This window comes from Croceibacter sp. (assembly GCF_002716225.1).
GTDB classification, from domain to species: domain Bacteria; phylum Bacteroidota; class Bacteroidia; order Flavobacteriales; family Flavobacteriaceae; genus Croceibacter; species Croceibacter atlanticus.
Map to the genome: position 1 here is coordinate 99,263 of NZ_PAZX01000009.1, position 22,312 is coordinate 121,574.

Genomic DNA, 22,312 nt, shown 5'->3' on the forward strand with positions numbered 1-22,312 from the left:
AATTAGTTACTTTCAAAAAGCGCAATGATAGCCTCTAAGAATTGTTCTTTTACTTTATCCTTAGATTTTGGATTTTTAGCCACTAGAGTAGTGGTGGCAATTGGCTTATCTTCAGCAGTCTTTGCTATATCGTATACGGCAGCTTCAATAGTATAAGATGTTAATTCCTTTTTATCATACTCAAGATTTTCTGAACCTGTATATCCTAATTTTAAAGGCTGTAAAGAATTCATATAATTATGTAGCGTATGTTTTCTTACAGTATCAACCTTAACAGCTTTTTGAGAAGCCAATAAAACATTGTAAATACCTTTTGCTTTACAGTCTGCCACAAATTCTTTAATCTCTTCTTGAGACGGATTTTCTTTGTATTCTATATCTGGAAATTCATCATGCATTTTAAACATGGTAACGCCTTTGTTGGTTAATGCTGTAGCTACCATATTCTCAAAATCTACCTGTAAAGCTTTGTCTTCTGTATTGGCATACACTAACAAGGTATTAATTTGCTCTGCATTAAAGTCATTGGAAGCCCATTGCGTAGGTATTATTTTAGAAGAAGCACATCCTGAAACAACAATTAGTAATAGTAAAGACCAAGTAAGAGTTTTCATAAGATAAGTTTATATGCAAGTTAGTTAAATTGGGTAAGAATTGAAAGTAAATCTATAGTCTGAAGTAGAGTTGATAACTTACAATTAACGTTGTACAAATCAAATGAATGATCTAAACGCAATTACCAGCTTCTACATTTAAATAGTACATATTTATGACTAGTAATATTAGTATTAATTTAATTTTTCAAACGAATGTTAAACCTGTGTTATATGTATATAGAGAAGGTTTTCTTTAGCGTACTTTCATTTTTGATTAATCTTTTTACATGACAAACAAAAGAGAGTATTTTGCGAAATTTGGAATTGCTACTAAAGGAATTATATATCTTCTAATAGGTGGTCTTAGTGCTATGACAACCTTAGGCTTAGGTGGAAAAGAAACTGGAAGTTTAGGAGCATTTAAATACTTAGCCAAACAAGTTTACGGTCAAGTTATATTAGCCATAATTGCAATAGGATTAACAGGTTATGTGTTCTGGAGACTTTATCAAACGTTTATAGACAAAGAAAACAACTCAAATAATTTTAAAACCATAACCAAGAAAATTGGATTTTTCTTTAGTGCATTGTTTTATGGGTATTTGTCTTATACAGCAATTAAAATACTATTAAATGTAAATTCATCCAATGGCGGATCATTCCAAACATTATTAGACAGTACAATAGGTCAAATTGCGCTTGTTTTAATAGGAATAGGACTGCTAGCTAAAGCTATGTATCAACTTTATCAAGTGTATTCTGGTAAGTACAAAGAAAAGATACAAGAATTTGGTTTAGATAGTAAAAGACAACAACTATTGGTAAATTCAGGTCAATTAGGACTTACTACACGTGGTATTGTCATTGCAATTACGGTATACCTAATCTTTAAAAGTATGTTAACATATGGTAAAGGTAACGTTGTAAATAAAGAACAAGCGTTTCAGTTCTTGAAAGGTAACTTTGGAGATGTGGTATTTATAAGCATTTCAATTGGCTTAATAGCATATGGTGTATATATGCTTATTAAAGCTAAATATTCTAATAAGCTTATTAAATCCTGATTAGACATATTACTTAATATTCANNATANANNACANTTGTNCTATAATTTATATTATGTAAAATAGAATATTTTGTATTTAAGATGTAATTAAAACTGTTTCCTCTATTCTAAAGATTCATTTGTAGTTCGCTTTGCCTTACCTGTGTATTCTATATTAGTACGTTGTGAACTTGTAACTAATAATGTNGTNCGNTTATTTGAAAATANAGTTAGGTTTATGGTGTACAACTCAGAGTTTCCCTTTATATCAAATGANATNTCNACAGCACGTTTTTTATCATTTTNAATNNCNTTATANTTNTTTGGCTGTGCNTTAAAATCTATTGCACCGTTTGATCCAAATCCNCTTCCTATNCGTCGTTCTCCATAAAATGGTAANTGCGCAGAAATGGTATCGTTTGTNACTTTTAAATAATTNGGGTTTCCCTGTAAACTAATTCCTGCCACAGAATTTCCGTTNCCAAGAATATTTGAATTCTGTAAACTGTTTAATCCGCTNGACGCTTGTGGTCTTGCATAATCTGAAAGTATTGTAAAATCTTTTTCAGCTATAAAAGACTTAAGAGTATTAAAAGCTTCTTGTTCTTCAATTGTAGGTTCTTTAGCAGTACCACAACCTACTATGCTTAATGCTATTACTATATATACTAACCATTTCATACGTTCTTATTTTACATAATATATATCAAAACTAATACCACAAACATAGGTTAATTTTAAACCTACATAATTTAAGAAGACCTTAAGTAAATTACAAATTTTGAGAGCAAAACATAGAGTATTTTTGCAGGATGCAAAATCAAAAAGCACAATCTCAGTTAGAATTTGTGGCTCTCATGGCATCTTTAATGTCTGTAGTAGCCTTAACTATTGATGCTTTATTACCTGCTCTGGACGTTATAGGTGCTGCAATTGGTGTTACAGATATAGTAAACAACCAANTGCTTATNATCATGATCTTTTTAGGTCTTGGTGTTGGTCCGTTAATCTTTGGTCCGCTATCCGATAGTTTAGGAAGAAAGCCTGTTGTTTATATGGGGTTTGGTATTTTCTTTATAGGAAGTGTGATTTGTGTTCTTGCTAATAGCCTAGAGGTTATGATTATTGGTAGAATATTACAAGGCGTCGGGCTTTCTGCACCACGTACAATTAGTATTGCCATTATAAGGGATATGTATTCTGGAGATTATATGGCGCGTATCATGTCTTTTGTTACCGTAGTCTTTATTCTTGTTCCTATTATCGCACCTGCGTTGGGTAAATTTATTTTAGATGCCTACAATTGGCAAGGTATATTTTATGTACAGGTGTTAATAAGCATTTTAGTATGCCTTTGGTTTTGGAGACGCCAACCAGAAACATTAGCTGCAGAGCATAAAAAAAAGGTNTCNACAACAGTATTTACTGAAGGTTTTAAAGAACTCATAAAACATAAACGCACTATTATTTTTACCGTAATCTCAGGATTTGTCACAGGTTCTTTTATGGTTTACTTAAGTAGCTCNCAACAAATTTTTGAAATACAATACCAGTTAAAAGATGAGTTTCCTTTTATTTTTGCTGGNTTGGCAGCTTCAATAGGAAGTGCTATTTTATTAAACAGTTCATTAGTAATTAAGTATGGTATGGAGAAACTTATAAGTACCTCACTCCTAGCCTTTTTTGTAGTATCTGTTATATATGTATGTGTGTTTTATAACAGTCCTAATCCTAGTGTTTGGGTATTGTTAGGCTTTTTTGCGTGTCAGTTTTTTGCCATCGGNTTTCTCTTTGGTAATCTTCGTGCTGTGGCTATGGATTCTGTAGGACATATTGCAGGAATTGCTTCTGCTATCACAGGATTTATTTCAACTATTATGGCTGTGCCTATTAGTATATTTATTGGTCGTTATATTAGTGGTACTGCACTACCTCTATTTATAGGCTTTTCAATTTGTGGTGGTATTTCTCTCCTATTATTGTTTTATTTAAAGCGTGAAAAACGCCTACAACTACAAACCGGCAAAGCTTAATTAAGCTAATACATTTTCAATNTATTTTAAAGCTTTTATAATCCTAAACNCTTATAGTTATATAGAGTTTAGCTGTGTGTTTAATCACTTTTTCTAAGCGTTTACAACTACCTTTGTAATAGCTAGTAAAGAATATAAATGTAATCTCATTTAANATGAAGTTTGGAAAAGTAGACAATCCNGAATTGGTAGATTTCACCTTACCTCCAGATCATTTTGAGACCAAACGTGTTCTTAATAATTGTACAGTTAACGGAAAAATTAACCTTTATATTGGCTGTGCTAAATGGAGTAAGACAGAGCTTAAGGATTTTTATCCGAAAGGAACAAAAGATGAGTTACCNTATTATAGCACACAGTTTAATGCTATAGAATTAAATGCTTCGTTTTATAGAATTTTTCTGCCAGAACAATTTAAACTTTGGAATGAGAAGACAACAAAAGGGTTTAAGTTCTTTCCGAAATTAGTTCAAAATATAAGTCACTTTAAACGCTTATCTGAAGATGCCCAACCCTATCTTGATCAGTTTTTAGCTAGTGTTATACAATTGGAAGAAAAACTCGGAATGTGTTTTTTACAGATGCCACATAATTTTGCTCCTAAAAGTATAGATCGACTAGAACCATTCTTGCAGAAATTTCCAGAGGATATTCCTCTTGCAATTGAGTTTAGGCATAAAGGTTGGTTTGAAGACCCTAAAGTATTNACAGCATTGTGTGATATTCTTGAANCTTATAAAGTAACNCTTATAATGACAGATTCTCCNGGACGAAGAGATGTACTTTCTATGCGTTTAACTACAAATACAGCGTTTATTAGNTTTAATAGNGTTAATACNGAACAAGATAAAGTAAGATTNGACCAATGGATGCATAAATTTGAAACTTGGCAAAAGCAAGGTTTGCANAATATATACTTGTTTATACATCAAAAGATAAATGAAGATCATCCGTTATTAGCAGCTTATGTTATTAAACAAGCAAATAAAAAATTAGGAACACAGCTTAGTGTTCCAACAATGTTAACTTAAAATATAAACTATGAATTTTCACACCCGAAAATGGATAAAACCAGAAGACCTTAACCCAAACGGCACTTTATTTGGAGGNCGCCTATTAGAATGGATAGATGAAGAAGCAGCACTTTATGCCATTATTCAACTAGAAAACCCTAAAACGGTNACTAAATATATGAGTGANATTAATTTTGCGAGCTCTGCCAGAAAAGGAGATATCATTGAAATAGGTTTAGAACCAATTAAGTACGGTACCACTAGCCTAACACTTAAATGTGAAGTGCGTAATAAAATGACCTACGATACAATTATTACTATNGATACTATTATAATGGTAGCATTAGGTGAAGATGGAAAACCAAAACCACACGGTAAGACNCAAATAGAATATCAAAAAGACCGTATGGCTAAATAATTANTCTTNAGGTTCTTTTANCTGTTGTGCNATACGAACAGGAAATTCTTTTTCACCACCATAAAGTTTAATTTCCTGAATATCTGCTGGCATATAGAAACCGTGTTCTTCGAGTGCTTCTTTTACATTTCTTACCACATTTCCCTTGGTAATAAGTGCCATACGCCTAAAATCATAGGTNTCTACCCAAAAGAACACCTTTAAGTTTACTGTACTAGTTGCAAGTTCATCTTCNATCACAAAATTTACATGTTCTTCATCTTCAACAACATTGGGTTCTTTTCTCAAAGCCTCTAATACTACTTTTTTAGCNCCTTCAATATTATCTTCATAGGCTATTCCTATNATGAAATCCCATCTAAAAAAGCCGTCTTCNGTATAATTGGTNACAGGTTCTGTAAGCACATCACTATTGGGGATATACACATCTTTACCGTCAAAAGTTTTAAGTTTTGTATACCGAAACTCTAACTCTTTTACTTTTCCGAAATTATCGCCTATGGCTACAGTATCATTTACATCAAATGGTCTGTTAAANGTAAGTATTATACCTGCTATAAAATTTTCACCTATATCNTTAAAGGCAAAACCTAACACTACGGCACTTGCACCTGCAGCAGTTAAAATACCAGTAGCAATACCACCCAAACCTGCTGCACGTAATCCTATCATTATNGCAACAACTATAAANAGAAACCGTATAGCTTTTCCTAAAAACTTACTCATTAAAGGATCTTGTGTACGTGCAGAAATACGCCTACGTGAGAAGTTACCTATCCAAGTCCCTATNANTACACCTAAAATTATGATGAGCAAGCCTAACCCNATTGCTGGAAGTTGTGCAATAAACGCATTGTAAAAGTTTACTGTAGACTCTACTATTGTTAATTCATTATTAGTAGTAGTTGCTTGTAATAGTAACATAATTTAAAGTGAATCTTTTATTTAGTTCGTTATTTCATCTATCATCTCAAAGCCTGGCTTTCCTTTAATCTGCTCTTCCATCCTACTCAACTCATCTTTAGTTGGTGGCGGCATTTTTTGTTCGGCTGCCTTTTCAGGTTCAAAAGATAGTGAGGCATAAAATGGAAAATGATCGGAGTTTATATCATTTCCTAAGCCTATTTCTATAACTCTAAAATGCTCAGANACAAACATATGATCTAAAGGCCAGCGCATTAAAGGATTATTTGCATTAAATGTATTAAAAAATCCTCTTCCCTTTCGCATATCCAACAAACCACTTATACGCTGAAATAATGTTGTNGTTTGTGACCACGCCACATCATTAAAATCTCCTGTTACTATAACTGGCAATTCAGATTTAGAAGCTAATTGTGCTGTAAGCATCATCTCCTTATCTCTATCTGAAGATGTTGGATTGTGTTGCGGCATTGGTGGCGTTGGATGTATAGCATACAATTGCACTAACTGTGTGTTGTTTAGCTTTACTTTGGTGTGTATGGATGGTATACCATCATCTACCATAAACATGACTTTAGGGTTAACAAGTTCTTTTCTTGAATAAAGTAGCATGCCATAAGTATTGTCTTGTGGNACTTCTACTTGATANGGATATCTCGCATTAACAATAGGAGNAATATTTTTCTGCCAAATTTTATCTGTTTCAGTAAGAATGATAACATCTGCATTTGCTGTTTTAATCTCATCTATTAAAAAACGAGGCTCTTTATTTTTTTGAAGAACATTGGCCACATAAATTTTTAAACTGTCGTGTTGCTCGTCTTCAGTTACATTTCCAATTTCTGTTGAAGACAACGGTGTGTAAGGATAAATTTTAGAGATCTGAAAGATAAAACAAGCTATAATACCGCCTATAATAATATAGTCGTTTAACCATTTGTAATCAAATTTTATAAAGTATAACGCTAAAGCTGTCGCTGTAATACAGGTAAGTTGTACGTGTGGAAAATCGAATATTCTTACCCACCAAAAATCTAGTGAGACAAACCTGAAAAGCGTTAATACGATAACGATACAACCAAAAATTTTGATTGCGTTGTAGAGATGTTGTTTTGTCATTGGTTAGTTGTAAGTAACACAAATATACTTGTAAGTCACTCAAACTTCTGCCAACAACTTGTTAATCATTTCTTAGCGCACGTTGTACATCTTTTCCAGATGGCAACTCGAAGATTTCTAAATCAAAATACTCNATGGCTGCAATAAGATGGTCAAAAATATCTGCCATAATAAGCTCGTATTTCTCCCATTGTTTATGGTGTGTGTAGCAAAATATCTCTAATGGTATACCATGTTCTGTAGGTGCCAAGTGCCTTACCATTAAAAATAGATTTTGGTTAATTAATTCATTTTCATTTAGATATGCAGTTGCATAATTTCTAAACACTCCTAANTTAGTTTGATTTCGACCGTTTACAATGTGAGACTTATCTATTTGATGTGTTCTGTTAAAACGCATCACTTCTTTTTGTCTATGCTCTAAATAAGGTGATATAAGCTGAATTTTCTTTAANCGCTCAATATCTTCATCATTAAGAAATCGAATAGAACTTTGTTTAATAAAAATACTACGNTTTATACGACGCCCTTTTGATTCCTGCATTCCTCTCCAATTCTGAAAAGAATCACTAATAAGACTGTATGTAGGAATGGTAGTATATGTGTTATCAAAATTTTGAACGCGTACAGTAGCAAGGTTTATTTCTGTAACATAACCGTCTGCTCCATATTTGCTAAAGGTTATCCAATCTCCAATCCTAACAATGTCATTAACAGAAATTTGTATACTTGCCACAAATCCTAGGATGGTATCTTTAAATATTAAAAGTATTACTGCAGATACTGCACCAAGAGATAATGCAAACTCTTTGATAGAAGTACCGAATAATTGAGACAATACTAATATAATTCCTATTGCCCAGAGTATGATCATTAATACTTGAACATAGCTCTCTATAGGTTTGTCTGCATACTCTTCTTTNGTTCTTAAATAGTATTTAGTACTTCTTAAAATACTTCTTAACAAGCGTACCGCAAGGAATATAACGTATATGTTAATTATGGTTGTAAAGAAACCTAGCGTTTCTGGAAAATCGTAAACCAAATATGGTAACGCTAATTTTATTAACGTTACAGGAATAATATGTGCTACATACCTNGGAAAGTTGGTCTGCAACATATGATCATCAAAAGTATTTTTACTTTTAATGGTAAATGCTCTAAAACCTTCAACAATTGCCCATCTTAAAAAGCGATCTAGCATATAGACTGCTGTTCCAAAAACCAGACAGTTTAATAAAACGCCAAGCATAGTTGCATTTATCACCGTCATACCTTGTGATGTAAGCAAATCTTGAAAAAAGCAAGCGTATTCAGAAAGCGCTTTCTCGTTAATAGACATATTCATAATTTATAATACAAAGATACCAAAGTTTACAAGGAGGCATTACTAATGTATAAATCATTTGTAGGAAAAGGATTTAAAAACACATATAAGATATCTCTATATTTGCAGCATATTTTTAAAGAGATGACACTTACTTATAAGCTTTCAGAAATAGATGACATTGCAGCACAACTTATAGAAATGTTTAAGTATAAAACTATTNTATTTGAAGCAGAAATGGGATCTGGAAAAACTACTTTAATAAAAGCCTTAGCAAGTTGTTTAGGTGTAAATGATATTACAGGAAGTCCAACATTTTCTTTAGTAAATGAATATCAAGGATTAACTGATAAAGTATATCATTTTGATTTGTATAGAATTGAAGATGAAGATGANTTATATGATATTGGTTTTGAAGACTATCTTACAGANAACGCCTATGTTTTTATAGAATGGCCAGACATTGCCACGCCATTTTTGGAAGATCAAGTACACACCATTAAATTATTAGCAATCAATTCTGATACTAGGCAACTTACATTANAGTAATTTTTCTAACTTTACTAAGTAAGCACTAACCAAGACTCATGAGTAAACCTAGTACACCATTTTCTAAAGCAGAATTATTGCCCCAAGAAGAAAAGCTAGAAGTTAAGAAGCAAAAAGGCGAACTTTTTATAGGTATCCCGAAAGAAAACTCCTATCAAGAAAAGCGAATATGTCTTACTCCTGATGCTGTTGCAGCTATAACAGCTCACGGGCATAGAGTAATGATGGAGTCTGGTGCTGGTGAAGGTGCACGTTTTACAGATAAAGATTATAGTGAGGCTGGTGCTAAGATTACACAGGATACGCAAAAAGTATTTTCTTGTCCTATGATTCTTAAGGTAGAGCCACCTACTCACGAAGAAATAGATATGATGAATCCAGCTTCGGTTCTTATTTCTGCACTTCAACTAAAAACCCAAGATAAATCTTATTTTCAAAAGCTAGCTGAAAAACGTATTACAGCATTGGCATTTGAGTTTATAAGAGATGAAGATGGTACATATCCAGCTGTAAGAGCGTTAAGTGAAATAGCAGGAACAGCGTCTATTTTAATTGCCTCTCAAATAATGAGTGGTCAAAAACCTGGTACAGGACTTATGTTTGGTAATATTAGTGGAGTACCTCCAACCGAAGTGGTCATTATAGGTGCGGGAACTGTCGGTGAGTTTGCAGCACGATCTGCCGTTGGTTTGGGAGCCAATGTTAAGGTGTTCGATAATTCTATCACAAAATTAAGATGTATACAAACCAATATTGGTAGGCCACTACATACCTCTACCCTACAACCAAAGTATTTAATGAAAGCTTTAAAGCGAGCCGATGTTGTAATTGGTGCAGTAAGAGGTAATAATAGAGCTCCTGTATTAGTAACTCAAACAATGGTGGAGCAAATGAAAGCTGGATCAGTTATTATTGATGTTAGTATAGATATGGGTGGTTGTGTAGAAACTAGTGAAATAACTTCCCATGATGAACCTATTCATGTAAAACACGGTGTTATTCATTATGGTGTACCTAATATACCATCAAGATATTCGCGTACAGCTTCTGTTTCTATTAGTAACATCTTTACACCTTACCTGTTACACATTGCCGAAGAAGGTGGATTAGAAGATACTGTGAGGTTTGATAAAGGCTTAAGAAATGGCATTTATTTTTATCATGGCGTACTTACTAACAGGTCTGTTGCAGAGTGGTTTGATTTAAATTATAGAGACATTAACCTACTTATATTTTAATCTGCTGCCAAACCTTACGGTTTGTGAGATATAACTTCTAAATTTGCACCCTAACCTTTAATTTTCTATTGTGAAACTTATACATCGTGTGAGCTACTATTTAGGTGGTTTTGTTGTAGGCATAATTATCCTCATATTTTTCTTGGGAGGCAAACGTGCTTCCTGTGACTATGGCCCAGAGTCAAGAGTTTTAAAAAACATAAAGCTTAAAGATCGCATATTTACTAGCGAGGCTATAGCAGAAATGGCAAGAATACAGTTAGATACTTCAGATATTTCAGCGGCATTACTAAACGGAGATGTTATCTTTTCTGAAAGTAATACAAATTTAGACTCTTGTAATATCTATGCAATTTCACATTATAAAGGCGATCAAGAATTTAAATTTAAAGCAGAAAACTGCAAAGAGAAAGCTACAATTAGTGATGTAGAACTAGTTGAATAATATTTTTTTAAGGAGATTAAACCTTTTCTGTAAATAACCGTCTAACCATTAGTAAGATATCTTAAGTACTTGGAAGATCATCAATCACTTTTTATAACTCAGCTTAAAGACAAGGCCACAAGAGAGACAGCCTTTAGGAAGCTTATGGCCGATTATAAAGAACGGTTATATTGGCATATTCGTAATATCGTTAAGTCTCATGACGATGCAGATGATGTGCTTCAAAATACATTTATCAAGATTTACAGATATATAGATAAATTTAAAGGAGACAGTAAGCTATACACTTGGATGTATAGAATTGCAACTAATGAAGCTCTTACATTTTTAAGCAAACAGGCTAAAAGAAAATCTATAACAGATGAGGAGCTACAAACAAGTCTTATTGAAAATTTAGAAAGCGATGTTTATTTTGAAGGCGATGAGATTGCTAAAAAATTACAAGAAGCTATAGCTACATTACCAGAAAAACAACGCCTAGTCTTTAATATGAGATATTTTCAGGAATTAAAGTATGCTGATATCTCAGAGATTACAGAAACAAGTGAAGGGTCTTTAAAGGCTAGTTATCACTTGGCTTCAAAAAAAATTGAAGAGTACTTAAAAACAAATTAAACCTTTTAAGTATATAAGAGTCAAATTAATAATGAAAACGAATAATAAATCACATAACGCTTCAGGTTTTAAAACTCCAACTAATTATTTTGATGGATTTGAAGACCGTATGTTCTCTAAACTAAGTACTGAAAATGAACTTAAAGAGAATACGCCTAATGGTTTTACTATTCCAGACGGTTATTTTAATACTGTAGAAGATAGCGTTTTTGCTAAGCTTAATATTCAGAAAGATGCTGATGAAACTTCTACATCTAACACACCTACCATTCGCTTAAACTATTGGTACCTATCTGCAATTGCAGCTGTATTAATTGTTTGTATGATGGTGGTTAACATACAAAAAACAAACACATTAACGTTTGATACTATTGAAATTACAAGTATTGAAGATGCTTTAGAAGAAGGCTATTTAGACATTAGCTTATCTGATATTACATCATTATATGAAAACACAGAACTTACAGCTAGTTTTGATGTAGATGATGATGCCATTTTAGAATATTTAGAAAACAATATAGACGATCAATCATTTTATTCTGAATAATATGAAAACATATATCACCCTATTTATCCTTTTTATATCTGTTGCAGCTATGGCGCAACCAGATAGTAAAGAACGTATCGAAGCTCTTAAAACCGCTTACCTAACAGAGCAACTTGAGTTAACTAGTAAAGAAGCTCAAAAATTTTGGCCTATTTACAATGCATATAGTGAACGATTACATGATCTGTATGTAAGAGAGCACAAAGAGGTTAAAGACGAACTTCGCAATTGTAGTGATGAGCTTTCAGAAAGTAAATCTGCTCAACTTGTAGAAACTTTTATCAGCATAGAAGAAAATAAGGTAAAAGAACGCAGAAACTTGGTTAAAAACCTTGCGCCTGTAATTTCAAAAAAGAAAACAATTAAACTTTTTAAAGCAGAAGATGACTTTAGACGTCGTTTGCTAAAAGAGTATAGAGAAAGGCGTCACAAAGAAGAAGAGGAAAAACGTAAGGAGCAACCTTAATTAAAGGTTAGTTTAGCTACTCTACCTTTACCAGTTGCATATGCAGTTGTAGGGTTTAAAAACCTTATAGAGTAAAAACCTTCATCACTTAGTGTTTTCCATTCTTTTCCTGCATCACTAGTAAAGCTAATCCCTGTAAAGCCTACAGCAACCAATGCTTTACCTTGTCCTTCTGGTACGTATTGTACACAGCTTTTATAACCAATTCCAGAGTTGTAAGCAACTAAAGACCAACTTTTGCCACCATCTATAGTAACAGCTTTGTTTTGAGAGTTGTTATCAGGTTGTGTATAATCTCCACCAACAATAAATCCGTTGGTTTCATCATAAAAATCTATAGAGTAACCACCAGTAGTTTCTTTTCCTTGTATTAAAGGAGTTGTTGCTACAGACCAGGTATATCCTCTATCTTCAGTATAAAAAACTCTACTAGCTTTACCGCCAGAAATTATCCAAGCCTTGTCTCCTATCACTTTAATATTTGTGTCACTTGCAGCAAAAGCAGCTTCACCATCAAAAGATGGCGGTAAATCTTCACAAGCAATTTTATTCCAAGTTAAGCCACCATCTCTAGTGATAAGTATAGAAAGACAACCATTTGTAGGATCTCCCATAGCAATACCATCCATAGAATCCCAGAATGCAAGAGAATCATAAAATACAGATTCACCTTCTTCGGTATATACTATAGATATTGTGGCGTCTTTATTTTTATAAGGTAAAGAAATTAACGTTCCAGGATTACCAATTGATAATGCATAAAGCGCATCATTAACAGCAACACTTCTAAACGCTAAAGTTGAGAAGACAGAATCTTGTTTTGGTGATGGAAAATTAAAGAACATCTGGCTATCATCAAACTTATTACCTTGTCGTTTTAATACTCCAAAACCGGTATTATACGCTAAGGCTAATGTATCTTCAGCTATAATCTCTAAACCTCTAATACTTAGGTCTTCGTTAGTATATATAACTTCAATATCTACAGATGAAAAGTTAGCAACTTCTTCTGTTGTGGTTTTGCATCCCATTATTAAAAATAAGGTGCAATAAACAATGGTTTTAAAATTAAAATGCATGCTTTAAATATAGGTCTATTCTTATTATAATCTTACCTTTGCAGGCTTAATTTTTTATATATGCGTCTTCACAGAAATCTTGTATTTGCTACTATTGATGCCTTAAGGGACATCTTTAACGAAGGTAAATATGCAGACAAGGAAATAGGAAAAGCTTTAAAACGTGATAAGCGTTGGGGAGCAAGAGATCGTGCTTTTATTGCAGAAACCACTTATGATATTGTAAGGTGGAAACGCCTTTATGCTGAAATAGCTGAAGTTAAAGAACCTTTTTCAAGAGAAAATCTTTTTAGACTTTTTGCTGTTTGGTGTGTACTAAGAGGAATTAATTTACCAGACTGGCCACAGATAGAGCCTACTCCAACACGTCGTATAAAAGGGCGTTTTGATGAGTTGAGCAAGATTAGAAAAATTAGAGAATCTATTCCTGATTGGATGGATGAACTAGGTGAAAAAGAATTAGGTAAAGTTTGGGATAAAGAAATAGCAGCTTTAAATGAACAAGCTCCAGTTATATTAAGAGCAAATTCTCTTAAAACAGACACACGTAAGCTAAAGAGCTTATTACTTGATGAAAATATTGTAGTTCAACCTGTAAAGGGTTATGATGATGCTCTGCAACTTGTTGAGCGCCAAAACGTATTTACTACAAAGGCATTTAAAGATGGCTTGTTTGAAGTACAAGATGCAAACTCACAATTAGTGGCATCTTTTTTGGATGTTGAAAACGGAATGAGAGTTATAGACACTTGTGCAGGAGCTGGCGGAAAAAGCCTTCACCTTGCAGCTTTAATGGAAAATAAAGGTCAAATTATAGCTTTAGATATTTATGCAAATAAGCTAAAAGAGCTTAAACGCCGTGCAAGAAGAGCTGGTGCTCATAATATTGAAGCAAGACATATTGATAGTACTAAGGTTGTAAAAAAACTCTATAACTCAGCAGATCGTGTTCTTATTGATGCACCTTGTAGTGGTTTAGGGGTTTTAAGTAGAAACCCAGATGCAAAATGGAAACTTGAGCCTGAATTTTTAGATAAGCTAAGAAATACACAAGCTGAAATATTAAATAGCTACTCAAAAATGGTAAAGTCTGGCGGTAAGATGGTTTACGCTACGTGTTCTATTCTTCCTAGCGAAAATAATGAGCAGGTAAAAGCATTCTTAAAGCGTGACGAAGGAAAAGATTTTAAACTAATAAAAGATAAATCAATGCTATCATCTACATCAGGTTATGATGGATTTTACATGGCATTATTAGAAAAAAATAGTTAATTGAAATGAGAAAAAAATTACTTTTTACAGCATTATGCTGTTTAACTTTAACGCTTGCTGCTCAAGCACCATCGGGTTATTATAATAATGCTCAAGGCCAAACAGGCTATAGTTTAAAAACTGCATTACACAATATTATAGATAATGTAGATGATGCCAATGGGCAACCTTTTCATATGCCACAGTCTTATGGCGACTTATGGGATGTTTATGAAGATTCTGACTCTAGAATAGAAAACGGAAACACTTTTGTTTGGGAAATGTATTCAGATTGTGATTTTGAGTTTGTAGTAGACCAAGATATGGGCTCTGGTGGCGGAAATGAATGTGAGTTTTTTAATAGAGAACACTCTTTTCCAAGAAGCTGGTTTGATAATGATGGGTTACCAATTTTTACTGACCCTTTTCACGTAATACCAGCAGACAAAAAAGTAAACGGTATGAGAGGAAATTTAGCATACGGCGAAGTTTCTAATGTATCATACACATCTAACAATGGCTCTAAGATAGGCTCTAGCGCATTGGCAGGTCCTACCGGTAATGTTTTTGAACCTATTGATGAATTTAAGGGAGATATAGCAAGACAATACTTTTACGTTGCTACGCGCTACGAAAATTTAATTAGCGGATGGGAAACTAATGATACAGATGGCGACTCTATGCTTGATGGATCTTCGGATCAGGTTTTTGAAGATTGGGCATTAAATATGCTTTATGAATGGCACGTAAATGATCCTGTAAGCGCAAAAGAACTACAACGACAAGAAGCAATATTTGATTTTCAGGGTAATAGAAATCCTTTTATTGATAATGAAGATTGGGTTTTTGAAATTTGGGGAAACTCTTTATCAACGAATACTGTTGTATTGCAAGAGTTTAAAATGTATCCTAATCCTACAAATGGTAACACATTAAACTTTAACTTACCTAATGCTGATAATTCTATAGTTGAAATTTATTCAATCTTAGGAAATCGTGTGTTAATCACTAAAGGTACTTCTGAAGCTTTTAGAATCAATATAGGTAATCTAGCTTCTGGTGTATATCTTGTTAAAATTCAGCAAGGACAACAGTTTAAAACATTAAAGTTAATTAGACGCTAAGCGTTTAAAACACAAATACTCTTTCATCTTTAGCAATCTCTGTATTTTCGAATACAGAGATTGCTTCGTTTTTAAACATATTGTAATCTGGATATCTAGTACTAAAATGTCCTAAAATTAACAAACCGACATTTGCTTTTTTTGCTATGTGTGCAGCTTCCACAGCGGTTGTGTGTTTTGTAAGCTTTGCCAACTCACTATGTTGCTCCAAAAATGTACTTTCATGATAAAGAGCAGTAGCGCCTTGTATTATAGGAACTATTGATTCTGTATACATGGTATCACTACAAAAAGCATAAGACTTCACTTTTGGAGGATCTTCTGTTAATTCCCTATTGGGTATTATTGTACCATCTTCTAAAACAACGTCCTTTCCTTTCTTAATACCTTTATAATACACTTTGTCAATGTTGTATTCTAAAGCTTTATGAATAAGGAGTTTCCTTTCTTTTGGTTGTTCCTTAAAAAGAAAACCATTAGTATAAACCCTATGTTTAAGCGGAATGGATTGAACTAAAAATTTTTCATGAGTTAATATTGTTTCAGAGGCTTTACTTTCAAGCTCGTGAAATAATAATTTAAAGTTAGTCCAAGATTTAGATAACTTTAATTGAAGTAATATAATCTCCTTAAGACCTTTAGGGCCAAAAATATGAAGATCTTTTTCACGCTTAAGAAGACTAAATGTTGAAATTAAGCCAATTAATCCATAAAAATGATCGCCATGTAAATGTGAGATGAAGATGTGATTTATTCTAGAAAATCTGATTTTATTTTTTCTTAGGGCAGTTTGCGTGCCTTCACCACAATCTATTAATACCATTTGGTTATTTACCTCTAACACCTGCGCAGTTGGGTATCCTGTAGTTGTAGGTGTAGCGGCATTGCAACCAATTATGGTAAGCTTCATAATTTAATTTTAAAATCCAAGATCACGCTCAATATCTTCCATTTGAATTACATCTTTAGCTTCTTGTAGTGTAGGAACTACCATTAGCTCATCTGGTACAGTATCAATATTTATAGTGTCATTTACAATTACAAAAGATTTGTTGTCTCCTCTATGATCGTTAGAAGACTTTAAGAACATTAAAAGCTCTTCTAAAGTTAAAGTGCCATATTTCAGTAAATTGATAATAAGATTTTGATTAGAAAAATGTGCTCTTTTATAGTCTATGAAAGATGCAAAATCTTTAATATCATCTCTATCATCTTCTATGATGTAGAAATTTTCTTCTTTGGTAAGATTCATTATTGTTTAATTTTTGATGCTAATAGGTATATTACAGCCATTCGTATAGCAACTCCATTTTCAACTTGGTTTAGTATAATAGCATTTTCGCTATCTGCAACATCACTAGTCATTTCGACACCTCTGTTTATAGGTCCAGGATGCATTACTACTAATTCTTTATCTAAAGATTCTATTAAGGACTTATTAATCCCAAATTGTTGTGCGTATTCTCGAGTAGAAGGAAAGTAACTAATATCCATACGTTCATTTTGTACTCTCAACATATTGGCTACATCTGCCCATTGCAATGCCTTTCGCAAATCTGTTTCAACTGAAACTCCTAAAGATTCTATATATTTAGGAATTAAAGTTTTAGGACCACAAACCTTAACCTTTGCTCCAAGTAAATTTAATGCTAAAATATTGCTTAATGCAACGCGGCTATGCAAGATATCTCCAACAATTAACACGTTTTTCCCATTAACCTCTCCTAATTTTTCTTTAATCGAAAAACAATCTAACAGCGCCTGAGTTGGATGTTCATGTGCACCATCACCAGCATTAACTATGCTTGCGTTTATATGTTTAGATAAGAATATTCCAGCTCCAGGATTTGGGTGTCTCATAACAACCATATCTACTTTCATAGATAAGATGTTATTAACTGTATCTATTAATGTTTCACCTTTCTTTACAGAAGATGATGCTGCAGAAAAATTTACAACATCTGCACTAAGACGTTTTTCAGCTAACTCAAAAGATAGCCTTGTACGGGTACTGTTTTCAAAAAATAAGTTGGCAATTGTTATATCTCGTAACGAAGGCACTTTTTTAATTGGCCTATTAATTACTTCTTTAAACTGTGTGGCAGTTTCAAAAATGAGGTTTATATCATCCTTGGTAATGTATTTTATTCCCAGTAAGTGGTCTACACTTAATTCACTCATAGCTACTGCTCTGTTTCCTGTAATAAATATATGGTGTCTTCTTGGTTATTTTCTTTCCAATGCACCTTTACTTGTTCTTCATTTATAGCGTCTACCTGTCGTCCTCTATAATCTGGTTGTATTGGTAAGTGTCTGCTAAATCTTCTGTCTATTAATATAAGTAACTCAACATGTCTTGGTCTTCCAAAACTTTGTAACGCAGTTAAGGCAGAGTTAATACTTCTTCCTGTATACAGAACATCGTCTACCAGCACTACCCTTTTGTCTTCAATTAGAAAGTCTATACGTGTTTTGTTAGCTTCAAGTATTTTTGTTGACCTTCTAAAATCATCTCTAAAAAACGTTATATCTAGTTCTCCTAATTTAATATTAGGAATTTTATAATCTTCTTCTAAAAGTGACTTTATGCGTTGTGCTAAATAAATTCCTCTTGGTTGAATTCCTATTAAAACGGTTTCTGAAAAATCTTTATGATTCTCTATTAATTGACAAGTCAACCTATGAAGAATAATATTGACTTCCTTAGCATTTAATAATACTTTCTGACTCATAAAGTGTGGTCTTCTATAACACAAAAGTAATGATTTTATTGAAAGTTTACAGCACACAGCCAATACAGACTGTAATTAAAATTGAATTAATAAAAAAAGCCTTTCAGAATTTAATCTGAAAGGCTTTTATGTGCAATAGTTAGCAGAAATTAATTCTTACCTTCCATTTTATCTTTCAACGCTTGTAGTTCTGCGTTAGCATCACCTAGTGTTGGTTTGTCAGCATTTGCTTCAGAAGCTTTCTTAGCAGCTTGCTTCACAATTTTAGCTTCTTCTTCTTTATGTAAAGACATGTGAGATGCAACAACACGCTTGAATTCTTTATTGAATTCAATAATTACGAATTCTGCTTCTTCACCTTTACCTAATTTGCTTCCGTCTTCTTTCTCAAGGTGACGTTGTGGTACAAATGCAGTAATATCTTCGTTAAATTCAATAGTAGCACCTTTGTCAACTATGTCAGAAATAGTAGCAGTGTGTTTAGTACCTACTGCAAACTCACCTTCATACTTGTTCCAAGGATTGTCTTCAATTTGTTTGTGACCTAAGCTTAACTTACGTCCTTCAACATCTAATTCAAGAACAACTACTTCTAGTTTATCTCCTACGTTACAGAACTCAGATGGGTGCTTAATTTTCTTAGTCCAAGAAAGGTCTGAGATGTAAATTAATCCATCAATTCCTTCTTCTAATTCAACAAACACACCAAAGTTTGTAAAGTTACGTACAATACCTTCGTGACGTGAACCAACTGGATACTTAGACGTGATATCTGTCCAAGGATCTTGAGAAAGTTGCTTCATACCAAGAGACATCTTACGGTCTTCTTTATCCATAGTTAAGATCTGAGCTTCTACCTCGTCACCAACATTTACGAAATCTTGTGCAGAACGCAAGTGCGTGCTCCAAGACATTTCAGAAACGTGGATAAGACCTTCTACACCTTCAGCTACTTCAATAAACGCACCGTAGTCTGCAATAACAACTACTTTACCTTTTACTGTATCACCAACTTTTAGCTCATCACCAAGTGCTTCCCAAGGGTGCTTGCTTAGTTGCTTAAGACCAAGTTGGATACGTGTTTTGTCCTCATCAAAGTCAAGGATAACAACGTTAAGTTTCTGGTCAAGCTCAACGATTTCGTTTGGATGGTTAATACGAGACCAAGAAAGATCTGTAATGTGTACCAATCCATCAACTCCACCAAGATCAACAAACACACCGTAAGATGTAATGTTTTTAACAGTACCTTCAAGTACTTGACCTTTTTCAAGCTGCCCAATAATTTCTTTTTTCTGCTCTTCGATATCTGCTTCGATAAGCGCTTTGTGAGATACTACAACGTTTTTAAATTCATGGTTGATTTTTACAACCTTAAATTCCATTGTTTTACCAACGTAAGCATCGTAATCACGAATTGGCTTCACATCTATTTGAGAACCTGGCAAGAATGCCTCGATACCAAATACATCTACAATCATACCACCTTTAGTTCTGCATTTTACAAAACCATTAACGATAGTACCATCGTCGTGAGCGTCATTTACGCGCTCCCAAGCTTTAATCGTACGTGCTTTACGGTGAGATAATATTAATTGACCTTCTGCATCTTCACGCACATCAATCATTACATCTACAGTGTCACCAACTTTAAGATCTGGATTGTAACGGAACTCATTAAGAGAAATTACACCTTCAGACTTAGCGTTAATGTCTATAATAGCATCACGATCTGTAATGTTAATAACAGTACCAGTAGTTAACTGATCATCTAATGTATCAACAAAGTTGTCTTTTACTAATTTTTCAAACTCATCTAATTTCCCTTCATCGATAGGCTCAATACCTTCTTTGTAGTTTTCCCAGTTAAATTCCTCAAGGAACTTCTCAGGGTTTTCCTGAGCTGGAGAGATGTAATTTGCTTTTTTTGTAGTCTCTTCTGCAGTTGCTGTAGCTTGAGTGTCTACTTGCTCTTCTGAGACTTTTGGAGTTGTTTTTTCTTCAGCCATTGCTGATTAATTAATTTGTATTCTACATTTACTTAGGAAGACATTATGCGAAAAAAGATGTAGAAGTATTAATAAATTGATTTTCAGTATACTTTCAGTCTTCCATTAACTTTCGCTAAAGGTGTGCAAAAATACAATCTTTTTATTGATTATCAAACCACTATTATAATCTATTTCATAAAAAAATCGCTTCAGAAATTAATCTGAAGCGATTCTCAGCTAACAATTATAAAAATTGATTATCTACTCATTAACAGTTTTAAAGTGCTACTTGTATTTCCATCAGAAATATTTACCAAGTAAGTACCAACTGCTAACCTATTTAAGTTAAGAGTTACTGATCCAGAGGTAGCTTGTTGTGTGTGTACTTGCTTTCCTGTCATATCTATCACTCTAATAGTTACTGTATTTGTAATATTAGTAGGAATGTTTAAACTAACATTTCCATTAGTTGAAGGATTTGGGAAAAGCACTGTATCGCTAAGCGAGTTACCAAAATCTTCTACACCTAAGGCATCTTGGTCTTCAAGTGCTCCTATGTCTCTAGCATCACCGAAAACTGCATTTCCTATTTGATCTAAAGAAGTATCTCCTGGATCTCCAGCATTTGCTGCAGCACTAGTACTCAATAACATATGAGTTAATGTAGTACCACCGTTATCTGCTAATGGCCCAATTGCTGGGTTCACATTCTCAATATCATTTGCAGACTCTGGGAAAGCATTACCGCTATCATCACCTATTAAATTATAGTCGTTTGATACAAAAGTACCATCTACATCTGTTCCTGTAGCGGCAGTATTTGTGGCTATAATTGAACCTTTAACTGTAACAGAAGACTCTCCAGATACACCACCACCGTTTGCAGTAGCAGTATTATTTGCAATAGTAGCATTTAGTATAGATGCTGTTCCGTTGTTATAAATTCCTCCACCATTAGATGCCGAAGTGTTTCCTGAAATAGTACTTGCTGTAATATTAAGCGTTGTAGTAGCTTTGTTATGTATACCACCACCTTGAGCAGCTGCACCAGTTGAAACATTATTAGATACTGTTGATGTATTTAAATTTATAGTTCCTGAAGCATTGTTGAATATTCCGCCACCACCATTAGTAGCTGCAGCGCCGTTGGCTGTATTACCATCAATAGTAGTTAATGAAATTGTCATAACTCCAGATCCATTCCAAACACCACCACCTTCATTAGATGCTGTATTACCATTAATAACACTACTTGTAATGTTAGAGTCTGCACCACCTGTAAGGTGTAAACCACCTCCATTTCCTGGTGCACTTCCAGCAATATTGTTATTAAGCTGAACACCAAATAAAGTTACAGATCCTACTAATGCGCCATCACCTAAATCAACAGTCGAGTTATCTTCGATTCCTCCACCTGCACGAGATGCAGAGTTCCCTAAAATATCAGTATCTGTAACAGAAAGTATACCACCATTTACATTTAAAATACCACCACCAGAACCTGATGTTCCATCAACTACGTTATTTGTAATTGAAGCACCAGATACAGTAAGTGTACCTCCGATATTAAACAAAGCACCACCACCATTGGTTGCGTCTACTCCACTTGCAATATTTGAATCAAATGAAGTTCCAGTAACTAACATTGTTCCAGACCCATTCCAAAACGCACCACCTTCAGCTGCTGCTAAGTTTCCTGAAGCAGATCCGTCTGTGATCGTATTGTTTCCTGGACCCGTAACGTGGATTGCTCCTCCGTTTCCTGGACCACCATCTGCCGTGAATGCTCCTGCATCCAAG

The 22,312-nt window shown here is 33.7% G+C and carries 24 protein-coding genes; 12 read left to right on the forward strand and 12 right to left on the reverse strand.

The annotated features are described in order from the left end of the window. Positions 1–2: 2 nt before the first annotated feature. The gene (locus tag CL818_RS07110) at positions 3–614 is read right to left on the reverse strand and encodes a hypothetical protein (protein WP_272973131.1); all 612 of its coding nucleotides are present in this window, start codon (positions 612–614) and stop codon (positions 3–5) included. 269 nt (positions 615–883) lie between these two features. Between CL818_RS07110 and CL818_RS07115 the strand changes: the two genes are divergently transcribed. Continuing rightward, on the forward strand, positions 884–1,660 hold the full coding sequence (locus CL818_RS07115; protein WP_272973130.1) for a DUF1206 domain-containing protein: 777 nt from the start codon (positions 884–886) through the stop codon (positions 1,658–1,660). A 104-nt stretch (positions 1,661–1,764) separates the two neighbouring features. Here CL818_RS07115 and CL818_RS07120 read toward each other — a convergent pair whose 3' ends face one another. After that, positions 1,765–2,322 (reverse strand): DUF4251 domain-containing protein, encoded by a 558-nt coding sequence (locus CL818_RS07120; protein ID WP_286972488.1) that lies wholly within the window; start codon positions 2,320–2,322, stop codon positions 1,765–1,767. A gap of 131 nt (positions 2,323–2,453) precedes the next feature. Here CL818_RS07120 and CL818_RS07125 point away from each other — a divergent pair, with 131 nt between their 5' ends. The 3 genes from CL818_RS07125 (at position 2,454) to CL818_RS07135 (ending at position 5,105) form a co-directional block, all read left to right on the forward strand. Further along, entirely contained in the window at positions 2,454–3,674 is a 1,221-nt protein-coding gene (locus CL818_RS07125; protein ID WP_286972490.1) for a multidrug effflux MFS transporter, read from the forward strand. A gap of 155 nt (positions 3,675–3,829) precedes the next feature. Continuing rightward, complete coding sequence (locus CL818_RS07130; protein WP_286972492.1) at positions 3,830–4,705, forward strand: DUF72 domain-containing protein; 876 nt, start codon at positions 3,830–3,832, stop codon at positions 4,703–4,705. Positions 4,706–4,715: 10 nt separating this feature from the next. Next, positions 4,716–5,105, forward strand: coding sequence for an acyl-CoA thioesterase (locus tag CL818_RS07135; RefSeq protein ID WP_286972494.1), 390 nt, complete (start codon positions 4,716–4,718; stop codon positions 5,103–5,105). Here CL818_RS07135 and CL818_RS07140 read toward each other — a convergent pair whose 3' ends face one another. The 3 genes from CL818_RS07140 to CL818_RS07150 form a co-directional block, all read right to left on the reverse strand. After that, positions 5,106–6,029 carry a mechanosensitive ion channel family protein gene (locus CL818_RS07140; RefSeq protein WP_286972496.1) on the reverse strand — a complete coding sequence of 308 codons (924 nt, stop codon included), beginning with the start codon at positions 6,027–6,029 and terminating at the stop codon, positions 5,106–5,108. It abuts the gene before it with no gap. A 21-nt stretch (positions 6,030–6,050) separates the two neighbouring features. After that, positions 6,051–7,148, reverse strand: a complete 1,098-nt coding sequence (locus CL818_RS07145; protein WP_286972497.1) for an endonuclease/exonuclease/phosphatase family protein — start codon at positions 7,146–7,148, stop codon at positions 6,051–6,053. Positions 7,149–7,209: 61 nt separating this feature from the next. Further along, positions 7,210–8,496: a mechanosensitive ion channel family protein gene (locus tag CL818_RS07150; protein WP_286972499.1), complete on the reverse strand. Its 1,287-nt coding sequence runs from the start codon at positions 8,494–8,496 to the stop codon at positions 7,210–7,212. Positions 8,497–8,619: 123 nt separating this feature from the next. Here CL818_RS07150 and tsaE point away from each other — a divergent pair, with 123 nt between their 5' ends. From tsaE to CL818_RS07180, 6 genes are all read left to right on the forward strand, one after another. Beyond that, the gene (gene tsaE / locus CL818_RS07155; RefSeq protein WP_502692223.1) at positions 8,620–9,024 is read left to right on the forward strand and encodes a tRNA (adenosine(37)-N6)-threonylcarbamoyltransferase complex ATPase subunit type 1 TsaE; all 405 of its coding nucleotides are present in this window, start codon (positions 8,620–8,622) and stop codon (positions 9,022–9,024) included. A 38-nt stretch (positions 9,025–9,062) separates the two neighbouring features. Next, positions 9,063–10,262 (forward strand): alanine dehydrogenase, encoded by a 1,200-nt coding sequence (locus CL818_RS07160; protein ID WP_013187798.1) that lies wholly within the window; start codon positions 9,063–9,065, stop codon positions 10,260–10,262. Between the two features lie 70 nt (positions 10,263–10,332). Beyond that, positions 10,333–10,707: a DUF4258 domain-containing protein gene (locus CL818_RS07165; protein WP_272973123.1), complete on the forward strand. Its 375-nt coding sequence runs from the start codon at positions 10,333–10,335 to the stop codon at positions 10,705–10,707. Positions 10,708–10,776: 69 nt separating this feature from the next. Then, positions 10,777–11,322, forward strand: coding sequence for an RNA polymerase sigma factor (locus tag CL818_RS07170; RefSeq protein ID WP_013187800.1), 546 nt, complete (start codon positions 10,777–10,779; stop codon positions 11,320–11,322). A gap of 31 nt (positions 11,323–11,353) precedes the next feature. Next, positions 11,354–11,869, forward strand: a complete 516-nt coding sequence (locus tag CL818_RS07175) for a hypothetical protein (RefSeq protein WP_272973122.1) — start codon at positions 11,354–11,356, stop codon at positions 11,867–11,869. Position 11,870: 1 nt separating this feature from the next. Beyond that, the gene (locus tag CL818_RS07180; protein WP_013187802.1) at positions 11,871–12,335 is read left to right on the forward strand and encodes a hypothetical protein; all 465 of its coding nucleotides are present in this window, start codon (positions 11,871–11,873) and stop codon (positions 12,333–12,335) included. Here the strand turns inward: CL818_RS07180 and CL818_RS07185 are convergent. Beyond that, positions 12,332–13,366, reverse strand: coding sequence for a sialidase family protein (locus CL818_RS07185; RefSeq protein WP_272973121.1), 1,035 nt, complete (start codon positions 13,364–13,366; stop codon positions 12,332–12,334). The genes CL818_RS07180 and CL818_RS07185 overlap by 4 nt on opposite strands. A 108-nt stretch (positions 13,367–13,474) precedes the next feature. Here CL818_RS07185 and CL818_RS07190 point away from each other — a divergent pair, with 108 nt between their 5' ends. Both CL818_RS07190 and CL818_RS07195 read left to right on the forward strand, forming a co-directional pair. Next, complete coding sequence (locus CL818_RS07190) at positions 13,475–14,686, forward strand: RsmB/NOP family class I SAM-dependent RNA methyltransferase (RefSeq protein ID WP_272973120.1); 1,212 nt, start codon at positions 13,475–13,477, stop codon at positions 14,684–14,686. Between the two features lie 5 nt (positions 14,687–14,691). Continuing rightward, entirely contained in the window at positions 14,692–15,789 is a 1,098-nt protein-coding gene (locus CL818_RS07195; protein WP_272973119.1) for an endonuclease, read from the forward strand. A gap of 4 nt (positions 15,790–15,793) precedes the next feature. Here CL818_RS07195 and CL818_RS07200 read toward each other — a convergent pair whose 3' ends face one another. The 6 genes from CL818_RS07200 to CL818_RS07225 all read right to left on the reverse strand — a co-directional run. Beyond that, complete coding sequence (locus CL818_RS07200) at positions 15,794–16,699, reverse strand: ribonuclease Z (protein ID WP_272973118.1); 906 nt, start codon at positions 16,697–16,699, stop codon at positions 15,794–15,796. A gap of 9 nt (positions 16,700–16,708) precedes the next feature. Then, positions 16,709–17,041 carry a ribonuclease Z gene (locus CL818_RS07205; RefSeq protein WP_272973117.1) on the reverse strand — a complete coding sequence of 111 codons (333 nt, stop codon included), beginning with the start codon at positions 17,039–17,041 and terminating at the stop codon, positions 16,709–16,711. After that, on the reverse strand, positions 17,041–17,970 hold the full coding sequence (locus CL818_RS07210) for an aspartate carbamoyltransferase catalytic subunit (protein WP_013187808.1): 930 nt from the start codon (positions 17,968–17,970) through the stop codon (positions 17,041–17,043). The genes CL818_RS07205 and CL818_RS07210 overlap by 1 nt, the downstream gene beginning before the upstream one ends. Positions 17,971–17,972: 2 nt before the next feature. Beyond that, positions 17,973–18,521, reverse strand: coding sequence for a bifunctional pyr operon transcriptional regulator/uracil phosphoribosyltransferase PyrR (gene pyrR / locus CL818_RS07215; RefSeq protein WP_013187809.1), 549 nt, complete (start codon positions 18,519–18,521; stop codon positions 17,973–17,975). A gap of 149 nt (positions 18,522–18,670) precedes the next feature. After that, positions 18,671–20,530, reverse strand: coding sequence for a 30S ribosomal protein S1 (gene rpsA, locus CL818_RS07220; protein WP_272973116.1), 1,860 nt, complete (start codon positions 20,528–20,530; stop codon positions 18,671–18,673). A gap of 239 nt (positions 20,531–20,769) precedes the next feature. Then, a partial coding sequence (locus tag CL818_RS07225) for a beta strand repeat-containing protein (RefSeq protein WP_286972509.1) occupies positions 20,770–22,312 on the reverse strand: 1,543 nt, incomplete at its 5' end.